Raw genomic sequence first — 9,735 nt, forward strand, 5'->3', positions numbered from 1 at the left:
CAAGGGATGAAGATCGGCGACATCGTGCTGGCGGTCGTCCTCGCGGTCGCCGGCGCGGTCTCGGCGGCCGGGCTGCACCAGATGACCGAGGTGGACCGGCCGATCGACGCGTTCGGCCTGGTGCTCGCCGCCGGAGTCGGCCTGGTGCTGGCCGTCCGGCGCGTGCACCCGGTCGCGACGCTGGCCGCCAACACCGTCCTGCTGACCGTCTACCTCTGGCTGGCGTACCCGTACGGGCCGGTCATGTTCACCTTCGTGGTGGCGGTGTACACCGTCGGCCGGTACCTGCAGCTGAGACCGGCGGTGGTCACGACCGCTGCCGCGATCCCGGTCCTGGCGTCGCACCTGCTGGTCAACCCGGCGTCGGCCAGCGGCACGTACGGGCTGATCCCGGTGTCCGCGTTCGCGCTCGTACCGCTCGCCATCGGTGTGCTCGTGCGGGTCAACCGGGAGTCGGTCGAACGCGCCAGGGCCGAGATGATCAGGGAACGCGTCTCCGACGAACGGCTGCGCGTCGCGCAGGAGGTGCACGACGTCGTCGGCCACGGGCTCGCGGCGATCAAGATGCAGGCGGACATCGCGTTGCACCTGATGGCGAGGAAACCCGACCAGGCCGAGATCGCGCTCCGGGCGATCAGCCAGACCAGCGAGGAGGCGCTGGACGAACTGCGCGCGACCTTGACCGTGGTGCGTGGCCGCGCCCCCGCGCCCGGTCTCAGCCTGCTGCCCGACCTGGCCGACCGGATGAACCACGCCGGGGTCGAGGTCAACCTGGACGTCGTGGGCACGCAGCGGTCGCTGCCCGCCGCGGTGGACCTGGCCGGGTACCGCGTGGTGCAGGAGTCGCTGACGAACGTGCTCAAGCACGGCCCGGTCAAGCGTGCGAGCGTCAGCGTGGCGTACGAGGACGGCGCCGTGCACGTGGCGGTGACGAACCCGGCCGAGGCGGACGTGGTGGGAGACGGGTTCGGGATCCCCGGCATGCGTGAGAGAGTCACGTCGCTCGGCGGGCAGTTCCGTGCCGGACCGAACGGCAACGGCCTGTTCGAGGTGCGGGCGCGGCTGCCGACGGCACCGAATTCCCTGGGGGAGGACGCATGATCCGGGTACTGATCGTCGACGACCAGGACCTGATCCGGTTCGGCCTGCGCACGTTGCTGGAGAACGAGGACGGCCTGCAGTACGCCGGCGAGGCGGCGGACGGCCTGGCCGCGGTCGCCAAGGCGCAGGAGATCAGGCCGGACGTGGTGCTGATGGACATCCGGATGCCGGGTATCGACGGCATCGAGGCCACCCGCCGGATCGTCGCGGCGCCCGCGCTGGCGCACACCAAGATCATCGTGCTGACCACGTTCGAGCTCGACGAGTACGTCTTCGACGCGTTGCGCCACGGCGCGAGCGGTTTCCTGCTCAAGGACACCAAGCCGGACGAGCTGATCTCGGCGATCAAGCTGGTCGCGGGTGGCGGCGCGCTGCTGTCGCCGTCGGTGACCCGCCGGGTGATCAGCGAGTTCGCGTCGGGCCCGTCGCGTGCGGTGAAACCACATCCGCAGCTGGGCACGCTGACGCAGCGCGAGCTGGAGATCGTCGGCCTGGTCGGCCTCGGCCTGACCAACGACGAGATCGCCGAGCGGCTCGTGGTCAGCCCGGCGACGGCCCGGACCCACGTCAGCCGGGCGATGATCAAGCTGGGCGCGAGGGACCGCGCCCAGCTCGTCGTGTTCGCGTACCAGTCGGGTCTCACCTGAGCCCGGCGAAGAACTCCTTGATGTCACCGACGAGGGTCTCCGGCTCCTCCACGGCCGCGAAGTGCCCGCCGCGGTCGACGTCGGTCCACCGCACGATCGTGTGCTCGGCTTCGAGGTAGCGCCGGACGCCCGCGTCGTGCGCGAAGACGATCATGGCGGTCGGCACGCCGGAGTTCTTGGCGGCCTCACCCCACGAGGTGTCCTGGGCGTAGCCGACATAGGCCGCGGACCCGGCCGTCCCGGTGAGCCAGTAGATCATCGCGTTGGTCAGCAACCAGTCCCGGTCGACGATCTCGTCCGGGACGACCGAACGCGGGTGCGTCCACTCGCGGAACTTGTCCATGATCCAGCCGAGCTGGCCGACCGGGGAGTCGACGAGGCCGTACGCCAGCGTCTGCGGGCGAGTCGACTGGATCGCGATGTAGCCCATCTCCTCGCGCAGGAACGCTTCGGTCCGGTTGAGCCGGTCGCGCTCCACGTCGGTGAACGTGGCCCACTCGTCCTCGGGAATGGGGAACTCCGGGATCGTCAACGGGCCGTTGATGTGCACACCGATCACGCGGTCCGGTGCGACTCGCGCCACCTCGGGGCTCACCGCCGCGCCGATGTCCCCGCCCTGCACGCCGAAGCGTTCGTAGCCGAGCCGGTCCATCAACGTCGCCCATGCCCGTGCGGTCCTGGTGGTGTCCCAGCCGGACTCGGTGGTCGGGCCGGAGAAGCCGAAGCCGGGCAACGCGGGGATGACGAGGTGGAACTCGTCGGTGAGCAACGGGATCACGCCGAGGAACTCCGCGACCGAGCCGGGCCAGCCGTGCGTGAGCAGCAGGGGCGTGGCGTTCTCGTCGGCCGACCGGATGTGCATGAAGTAGATCCGCTGGCCGTCGATCGTGGTGGTGAACTGCGGGTACGCGTTCAGCTTCGCCTCGGCATCGCGCCACGAGTACTCGGTGCGCCAGTACTCGACCAGCTCACGCAGCCAGGAAACGGGCACGCCCGTGTCCCACGAGTCACCGGGCAGCGCGGCGGGCCAGACGGTGTTCTCCAGGCGTGACCGCAGGTCGTCGAGGCGGGCCTGGGGGATCTCGATGCGGAACTGGGTGATCTCTTCGCTCATGGGAACAACACTATGACCCACTTAGGGCAGATTCGGTCCTAAGCTGAAAAGTATGCGACTTCTTCGGCTGTTGTCCCTGCTCCAGACCTCACGCGACTGGAGCGGCGCCGACCTGGCACAGCGGCTGGAGGTGGACGCGCGGACCGTCCGGCGGGACATCGAACGCCTGCGTGACCTGGGGTATCCCGTGCAGGCGTCGCAGGGGCAGGCCGGATACCGGCTGGGCGCGGGCGCGAAACTGCCGCCGCTGCTGCTGGACGACGAGGAGGCGATCGCAGTGGCGATCGGCCTGCGGACGGCAGCGAGCGGCACGATCTCGGGCATCGAGGAGAGCTCGTTGCGTGCGCTGGCCAAGCTGGAGCAGGTGCTGCCGTCCCGGCTGCGGCATCGGGTGAACCTGGTGCACTCGGTCACCGAGACGCTGCCGTCACGCGGTCCCACGGTCGACCCGGACACGCTGACCGCGATCGCGACGGCGTGCCGTGCCTGCGAAGTCCTGCGGTTCGACTACGAGTCGCACGACGGGACGCTGTCCACGCGCAGGACCGAACCGCACCGGGTCGTCCACACGGGACGGCGGTGGTACCTGGTCGGCTGGGACATCGACCGCGAGGACTGGCGCACCTACCGGGTGGACCGGCTGCGACCGAAGATCCCGACCGGTCCGCGCTTCGCGCCGCGGGAGGTCCCGGAACTGGCGGGTTACGTGTCGCGTGGCGTGTCCACGTCGGCCTACCGGTATCAGGCGAAGATCACCCTCGGCGTTTCCGCCGACACCGCCGCACAACGGATTTCCCCGACCTCGGGGATGCTCGAAGCTGTCGACGACCACAGCTGCCTGCTGCACACGGGAGCCAATTCGCTCGACCAGATCGTGCTGTACGTCGGACTGTTCGACTTCCCGTTCACCGTGCACGAACCGCCAGAGCTGATCGCGCGCGTCCGTGAGCTCGCCGAGCGGCTGACTCAGGCCAGCGATTCGCGGTAGGCGTTCACCGAGTCGGTCAGCCGGTTGAGGCCGGCCCGCATCCGGGCGAGGCTGTCGCCGTCGAGGCCCATCGCCTCGCCGATGATGCCGGGGATCCGTTCGGCCCGCTCGCGCAGCGCTTTGCCTTCGCCGGTCAGCGCGGCCCGGACGGCGCGCTCGTCGTCGGTCTGGCGCACGCGTTCGATGAGCCCGGCCGCCGCCAGGCGTTTGAGCACCGGCGACAACGTGCCGGACTCGAGGTTGAGCTCGGCACCGAGCTCCTTGACCAGCCGGTTGTCCTGCTCCCACAGCGCCAGCATGACCAGGTACTGCGGGTAGGTGAGGCCCATGTCCTCGAGCAGTGCGCGGTAGAGGGCGGTCACCGCTCGGGACGCGGAGTAGAGCCCGAAGCACACCTGCTCGTCGAGTCGCAGTGACATCCCCTGATCATGACGCACAACTCTGTCATAGACAACTCAAGTGCCTCACATCTCATTTTACCCAACTGAGTTGTGCACAATCTAGTTGCGGGCTACGTTCAGGCCATCGGCTCGAAACCCCTTCCCAGGAGGACGAAATGACCGCCAACCCGCGCAACATCGCTCTCGAACCGGCCGCCCAGGCGTTCGTCGAGGCCACCTCGAAGCCGCCGTTCCTCTTCGAACTGCCGCCCGCCGACGGCCGCACCGCCGTCGACGGTGTGCAGGACGGCCCGGTGGACCTGCCGCCCGCCGACATCGAGACCCTGACCGACATCCCCGGCGTCCCCGAGGTCCGGATCGTCCGCCCGCAGGGCGCGACCGGTGCGCTGCCGGTGATCGTCTACATCCACGGCGCGGGCTGGGTGTTCGGCGACTTCCACACCCACGAGCGCCTGGTGCGCGAACTCGCCGTCGGCACCGGCGCGGCCGTGGTGTTCCCCGAGTACGACCGTTCACCCGAGGCGCGCTACCCCGTGGCGATCGAGCAGAGCTACGCCGCCGCCAAGTGGGTCGCCGAGCACGGCGCCGACAAGAACCTGGACCCCACGCGGATCGCCATCGCGGGCGACTCGGTCGGCGGGAACATGACAGCCGCGCTCACCCTGCTCGCCAAGGAGCGCGGTGACGTGACCTTCAAGCAGCAGGTGCTGTTCTACCCGGTCACCGACGCGAACTTCGACACCGACTCGTACAAGGAGTTCGCCGAAGGCTACTTCCTGCGCCGCGACGGCATGCAGTGGTTCTGGGACCAGTACACCACCGACCCGGCGCAGCGCGCCGAGATCACCGCGTCGCCGCTGCGGGCCACCCTGGAGCAGCTCGCGGACCTGCCGCCCGCGCTCGTCATCACAGGTGAGGCCGACGTGCTGCGCGACGAGGGCGAGGCGTACGCGGCCAAGCTGCGTCAGGCGGGCGTGCCGGTCACGGCCGTGCGGTACCAGGGCATCGTGCACGACTTCGTGATGGTCAACGCCCTGCGTGAGACGCACGCCGCCGAAGCCGCCATCAGTCAGGCGATCGCCGTCCTGCGCAAGGCGCTCAGCTGAACAACCGCTGTGTCATCTCGTTGGTGAACTTGCCCGCCGGGTCGAGTCTCCTCGTCAGATCCGCGAAGTCCTGCAGCCGCGCGTACCGCGACCGCAGGACTTCCGGCGTTGTGGTGAAAACCTTCGCCCAGTGCGACGCGCGCCGAACTCCGCCAGCCGTTCCCCCACCAGGTCCACGACCGGCATCACCGCCGCGGCGTCCGCGATCCACGTGAAGTGGATGCACACGGTGTCCCGTGCGTAGTACGGGCTCAGCCACAGCCGATCCGCTTTGACAGCCCGGATCTCGCTGATCTGCAGTACCGGGTGGACACGGTCGCGGATCGCGTCGACCGCGTGCAACGCCGCCACCGCGTCGCTGCGCGCGACCATGAACTCGGTCTGCAGTTCCGCACCCGCGCTGGGCGTGAACTCCGGCCGGAAATGCGGCAACCGGTCAGCCGACCGGCCGGGGATACCCAGCTGCTGCGTGCAGTTCTGCGTGGCCATGCCGGGAACCGGGTGCCTCGGCCCGTCAGCCCTCGTGGTCGCTTGCGGCACGAACTCCGGGTCGTCCGCGCGTTGTTTCACCCAGACCTGGTTGATCGTGTCACTCGACCAGTCGGTGAACAGGCTGACGCTGTAGGCGCCGTCCAGCACACCGAGGATGTCCGAGTCGAGCGGAAGTCCTTCGTGGACATACTGGCGGATCTGGAAGGCGGGCACCAGGTCCAGCGTCAGGCTCGTGACGACCCCGAGCGCACCGAGGTGGACCACGGCGCCGTCGAAGTCCGCGTCGCCGCGGCCGATCGTGACGACGTCGCCGTCGGCGTTCACGACCTCCAGTCCGGCGACGGAAGTCGACAGGCTCCCGTTGCCGGAACCCGATCCGTGCGTCGCGGTCGCCGTGGCACCCGCGACGGAGATGTGCGGCAGGGAAGCGAGGGTGGGCAGCGCGAATCCCCTGGCGTCCAGGTCCTCGGTGAACTCCGCGTACCGCAGGCCCGCGCTCACCCTGACCTGCCGGGCCTGCTCGTCGATCTCCACCAGCCGGGGCATGCGCCCGAGGTCGACGAGCTCACCCCCGGTGTTCGCGAGCTCGTTGAAGGCGTGCCTCGTGCCCACCGCCCTGATCCGCACGGCGTTCGCCACGCGTTCACGCAGCTCGGCGAGGGATCGCGGGTAGTGGATCGCGGTGGCGCGATAGGTGACGTTGCCGGCCCAGTTCCTGTCCACCAGGCCAGTCTCGCATCAGTACTCGTCGCGGTACTTCATCTCGAGGCTGCCCGCCTGCGCGCCGAAGCCCGTCATGCGGCCCTTGGGCTCCTCCCACTCCTCCTGACGGCCGAGCGCGGTGATGTCCAGCATGGCCGTGGTGCTCGTGAGCAGCTCAGAGCCCCGCCCGTACGTGGAGTACGTGTGGAACACGCGGTCGCCATCCCTGAGAAAGGCGCTGACGCCGGGCAGCTCGAAGGGCTGGTCGGCGTTCTCGACGTAGTAGCCGGTCCCCGCCTCGATGTGCTCGTCCTTGGAACGGTAGTTGTACACCATCGGCTTGACCGACTCGTCGAGCGTGACGTTGAAGTCGTGGTTGAAATCAGTGCCGAACGACGAATACCACGGCACATCCCAGCCCATCCGGGCCTTGAACCTGGTGATCTTGTCGATCGGCGCGCGGGACACGGCGGCGAACGTCGTCGCCCGCACGTTGAGGTGCGTGACGTGCCCGATGTCGTCGAGGAAGCTCGAGCAGCTCTTGCACCCGTTGTCCCACGTGGGATCGAACATGAAGTGGTAGATCACCAGTTGCAGCCGTCCCTCGAACAGGTCGGGGAGACTCGCCCTGCCGCCGGGGCCCTCGAAGACGTAGTCCTTGTCGATCTCGACCATCGGCAGCCGCCTGCGGTCGGCGTTGAGCTCGTCACGAGCCCTGGTCGCCGCCTTCTCCTTGGCCAGGAGGTCCTGCCGCGCGGCCAGCCACTCGTCCCTGGTCACGATGTGCGGAAGACTCACGGTCACTCCTTCGTCGCTGGGTCGTCACAAGGACAGACCCGGTCGACGCCCGAAACTCGTCGGCGTGCGACGACCTTTCTTGCAGGTAGCCGACGAGTGCGCCGAAAACAGCGTGGTCGAGCCACTGCGGGAACCTCGGCAACTCCTGGATCGCCGGGTGGCGCCTGCCCAGGATCTCGAGGTCGATGGCGGCGATGAGAAGCCCGCCTGCCGCGCCTGTGATCGCGCTTCGGACGCGCCACGCCGTGCGTGTGGACCGCGGCCCAACCGGTCCTGCAGCTGCACCGACTCGGCTGCCCTTCTTCTCCGCGTCGTCGAGCTTCGACACCGCGAACTCGATCACGGAAGCCCAGAACGCCGACACCGCAACGTGAACAGCCGCACCAGCCAAAACTGTCAGACCCTGCTGATACCGTGAAAACAAGGGATCCCCTTGGGGGAATTCCTGATGGGGTGGAGTGTGCGCGCAGGCGGCTGACCTGGGCTTCGCCGAGGCGCGCATGGAAGCGTTCGTCCGGTGTGCGGCATGGGGCGGGGTGCGTGGGAAACCGGGTATCAGGGTGGCGGCGGCGCGGGTCGCGGCCAGTGGATCCCGCCCGGTCAGCAAGGCGTGCACAGTGGACGGCACCCCGCTGACCACGGCGGACACCGCAAGCCGCGAAACCCAGCGCAGGGCAGAAGCGATCAACCGCCGCTCACCCATCGCGCCCCCGAAGAACCGTGCGCAGCAAACCCGACGACCAAGGCTAACCCTGCGGAACGAACTCCGCGGCCTGACCGAACACGGCCTCCCACACGCGCCTGAAGCAAGCCTCGGCCTCCGGCTCCTTGAACGAGACCGACAGCGAGTGCGAACCCACCCGGTAGCCATACCCGCTCTTGAGGTACGTCACCGACCACCGCAGGGCGATGCCGGGCAGATCTCCCTCGTAGTACTCGGTGTACGCGTACGAGTCGAGAACATCGCCGTCCGCACGCCACGTGAGCCCGCCGACCGTGCCCCACGCCCTCCACGTGGAGGCGTCCTCGGTACGGCCGAGCTTCACAGACCTGGCTGACGCGCCAGTATGCTCACGGAGGAACTTGCGCAGGAACTGGACCGGCCCGGCGTCACCGTTCCCCGGGAAGTCACCGACCAGATCCGACCACATTGGTATCTCCCCCGGTTGCCCACCGCACCACGGCGTCCAGCATGATCCTATCCTCGCCGGGTTGCAGTGTCTGGGGATTCAGGGCGATCGTCTCGTCGTCGAGCAGACCGACCATGATCGGCGGGTTGTGCGCACGCAGCGCTCCCACGAGTTCCAGGCAGCGCGAACCGGCGTGGATCAGCGCCCGGCTGGGGGCCGGCCGGCCTCGCTCGGATATCCGCGCACGGCAGTGATCCCGGGGCAGTCGCGCAGGCCGTCGAGCCACGTCGCCACGGTTTCCTCGTATCCGCGATGAGCTCGTCCTCGTCCTGGCCGAGATTCCACTCCACCGCCGCGAGCAGGCCGAGCATCTCCTCCTTGCCCACTTTCATCCCACGGCCGACTCCGTGGTGGGGTGAGCCGTTGGCGCGGCAGCCGTCGACGATGTGCTTGCGGCCCAGCACCAAACCGGTGCTCTGCGGGCCGCGCAAACCTTTGCCCCCGCTGATCAGGACGGCGTCCGCGCCCATGCCCACGGTGTAGCGCCACAGTGTCGTGATCGGTGGGATCTGGGCCGCCGCGTCGACGATCACCGGCACGCCCAGGCCCAACACCGGCGACACTTCCCGTGTGCCGAACTTGGATCCGGCGTACCACAGCACACACGCTGTCCGCGGGTCGATCTGCGTGGTCAGCCGCGCACCGGTGAACTGCACGCTTCCTCACAGCCCAGGCGTTGCTCGGGGAAGACAACGACCTCGTCGCGGTTGGGCTTCAGGCACGCCGAGACAGCCTGGATGATGCCCGCCCATGCCCCGCAGGAGACATATCCGCCTTCATTGCCGGTCAGGTCGGCCAGCCGGGCTCCGACTTTCTCCCGCAACTCGACCAGGTTGACGAAGTGCTCCGCCGCGCCCGCCATCGCGGCGGCCACGGGCCGGGCGAGGCTCGAGCCGCCCAACGCGGTCAACGTCGCCGAGGCGTTGATGACGGGCCGGACTCCCAGTTCCTCGTAGGTCATGATGGCATCAGGTCGAATTTCCGGATCGGTTCGACGCCCAGTTCCCGCGCCAGCCAGAAGTCAAGCACCTCGTCGTCGGCTGAGTCCTCGTGTGTCAGGTCGTAGTCCGTGCCGACCCGGAAGGTACAGGCACGCACCAGGTGCCGCTCAGGCGCGAACAACTCGGTCGCCGGATGGGAACCGACAATCTCCACCAACGCATCCAGCGGACCGCTGGACCGCGCGGCGTGAAAAC

At 68.6% G+C, this 9,735-nt stretch carries 13 protein-coding genes; 4 read left to right on the top strand and 9 right to left on the bottom strand.

Annotation, left to right across the window (positions count from 1 at the left end; genetic code table 11):
- Positions 1 to 6 precede the first annotated feature (6 nt).
- Both AOZ06_RS35145 and AOZ06_RS35150 read left to right on the top strand, forming a co-directional pair.
- Positions 7 to 1,101: a sensor histidine kinase gene (locus AOZ06_RS35145; RefSeq protein ID WP_054293312.1), complete on the top strand. Its 1,095-nt coding sequence runs from the start codon at positions 7 to 9 to the stop codon at positions 1,099 to 1,101.
- Positions 1,098 to 1,748, top strand: a complete 651-nt coding sequence (locus AOZ06_RS35150; RefSeq protein ID WP_054293313.1) for a response regulator transcription factor — start codon at positions 1,098 to 1,100, stop codon at positions 1,746 to 1,748. Before AOZ06_RS35145 ends, AOZ06_RS35150 begins: the two co-directional genes overlap by 4 nt.
- Here AOZ06_RS35150 and AOZ06_RS35155 read toward each other — a convergent pair.
- Positions 1,741 to 2,862 carry an epoxide hydrolase family protein gene (locus AOZ06_RS35155; RefSeq protein ID WP_054293314.1) on the bottom strand — a complete coding sequence of 374 codons (1,122 nt, stop codon included), beginning with the start codon at positions 2,860 to 2,862 and terminating at the stop codon, positions 1,741 to 1,743. The two genes, AOZ06_RS35150 and AOZ06_RS35155, sit on opposite strands and share 8 nt — an antisense overlap.
- 52 nt (positions 2,863 to 2,914) lie before the next feature.
- Here AOZ06_RS35155 and AOZ06_RS35160 point away from each other — a divergent pair, with 52 nt between their 5' ends.
- The gene (locus tag AOZ06_RS35160) at positions 2,915 to 3,850 is read left to right on the top strand and encodes a helix-turn-helix transcriptional regulator (protein WP_054293315.1); all 936 of its coding nucleotides are present in this window, start codon (positions 2,915 to 2,917) and stop codon (positions 3,848 to 3,850) included.
- Here AOZ06_RS35160 and AOZ06_RS35165 read toward each other — a convergent pair.
- A complete protein-coding gene (locus AOZ06_RS35165) occupies positions 3,829 to 4,269 on the bottom strand; it encodes a MarR family winged helix-turn-helix transcriptional regulator (RefSeq protein ID WP_054293316.1) in 441 nt (146 codons plus the stop codon). The two genes, AOZ06_RS35160 and AOZ06_RS35165, sit on opposite strands and share 22 nt — an antisense overlap.
- Before the next feature lie 137 nt (positions 4,270 to 4,406).
- Here AOZ06_RS35165 and AOZ06_RS35170 point away from each other — a divergent pair, with 137 nt between their 5' ends.
- Positions 4,407 to 5,357 (top strand): alpha/beta hydrolase, encoded by a 951-nt coding sequence (locus AOZ06_RS35170; RefSeq protein WP_054293317.1) that lies wholly within the window; start codon positions 4,407 to 4,409, stop codon positions 5,355 to 5,357.
- On the opposite strand, the gene AOZ06_RS62295 is transcribed toward AOZ06_RS35170, so the two are convergent.
- The 7 genes from AOZ06_RS62295 to AOZ06_RS35200 form a co-directional block, all read right to left on the bottom strand.
- Positions 5,350 to 5,454, bottom strand: coding sequence for a hypothetical protein (locus tag AOZ06_RS62295; RefSeq protein WP_225953528.1), 105 nt, complete (start codon positions 5,452 to 5,454; stop codon positions 5,350 to 5,352). The genes AOZ06_RS35170 and AOZ06_RS62295 overlap by 8 nt on opposite strands.
- On the bottom strand, positions 5,412 to 6,572 hold the full coding sequence (locus AOZ06_RS35175) for an FAD-binding protein (protein ID WP_236951842.1): 1,161 nt from the start codon (positions 6,570 to 6,572) through the stop codon (positions 5,412 to 5,414). Before AOZ06_RS35175 ends, AOZ06_RS62295 begins: the two co-directional genes overlap by 43 nt.
- A 15-nt stretch (positions 6,573 to 6,587) precedes the next feature.
- Positions 6,588 to 7,349 carry a DUF899 domain-containing protein gene (locus tag AOZ06_RS35180; protein ID WP_054297153.1) on the bottom strand — a complete coding sequence of 254 codons (762 nt, stop codon included), beginning with the start codon at positions 7,347 to 7,349 and terminating at the stop codon, positions 6,588 to 6,590.
- Between the two features lie 746 nt (positions 7,350 to 8,095).
- Positions 8,096 to 8,500, bottom strand: a complete 405-nt coding sequence (locus AOZ06_RS35185; protein WP_054293318.1) for a hypothetical protein — start codon at positions 8,498 to 8,500, stop codon at positions 8,096 to 8,098.
- A 47-nt stretch (positions 8,501 to 8,547) separates the two neighbouring features.
- Positions 8,548 to 9,195, bottom strand: a complete 648-nt coding sequence (locus AOZ06_RS35190) for a hypothetical protein (protein ID WP_054293319.1) — start codon at positions 9,193 to 9,195, stop codon at positions 8,548 to 8,550.
- The gene (locus AOZ06_RS35195) at positions 9,171 to 9,500 is read right to left on the bottom strand and encodes a hypothetical protein (protein ID WP_054293320.1); all 330 of its coding nucleotides are present in this window, start codon (positions 9,498 to 9,500) and stop codon (positions 9,171 to 9,173) included. Before AOZ06_RS35195 ends, AOZ06_RS35190 begins: the two co-directional genes overlap by 25 nt.
- Positions 9,497 to 9,694: a hypothetical protein gene (locus AOZ06_RS35200; protein WP_054293321.1), complete on the bottom strand. Its 198-nt coding sequence runs from the start codon at positions 9,692 to 9,694 to the stop codon at positions 9,497 to 9,499. Before AOZ06_RS35200 ends, AOZ06_RS35195 begins: the two co-directional genes overlap by 4 nt.
- Positions 9,695 to 9,735: the final 41 nt, after the last annotated feature.

Origin of the sequence: Kibdelosporangium phytohabitans, assembly GCF_001302585.1 — a bacterium.
Classification (GTDB): Bacteria; Actinomycetota; Actinomycetes; order Mycobacteriales; family Pseudonocardiaceae; genus Kibdelosporangium; species Kibdelosporangium phytohabitans.

Excerpts from the sequence above, each read along its gene's own strand:
- AOZ06_RS35145 (WP_054293312.1), top strand. The coding sequence starts at position 7 with ATGAAGATCGGCGACATCGTGCTGGCGGTCGTCCTCGCGGTCGCCGGC.
- AOZ06_RS35150 (WP_054293313.1), top strand. The coding sequence starts at position 1,098 with ATGATCCGGGTACTGATCGTCGACGACCAGGACCTGATCCGGTTCGGC.
- AOZ06_RS35155 (WP_054293314.1), bottom strand. The coding sequence starts at position 2,862 with ATGAGCGAAGAGATCACCCAGTTCCGCATCGAGATCCCCCAGGCCCGC.
- AOZ06_RS35160 (WP_054293315.1), top strand. The coding sequence starts at position 2,915 with ATGCGACTTCTTCGGCTGTTGTCCCTGCTCCAGACCTCACGCGACTGG.
- AOZ06_RS35165 (WP_054293316.1), bottom strand. The coding sequence starts at position 4,269 with ATGTCACTGCGACTCGACGAGCAGGTGTGCTTCGGGCTCTACTCCGCG.
- AOZ06_RS35170 (WP_054293317.1), top strand. The coding sequence starts at position 4,407 with ATGACCGCCAACCCGCGCAACATCGCTCTCGAACCGGCCGCCCAGGCG.
- AOZ06_RS35185 (WP_054293318.1), bottom strand. The coding sequence starts at position 8,500 with ATGTGGTCGGATCTGGTCGGTGACTTCCCGGGGAACGGTGACGCCGGG.
- AOZ06_RS35195 (WP_054293320.1), bottom strand. The coding sequence starts at position 9,500 with ATGACCTACGAGGAACTGGGAGTCCGGCCCGTCATCAACGCCTCGGCG.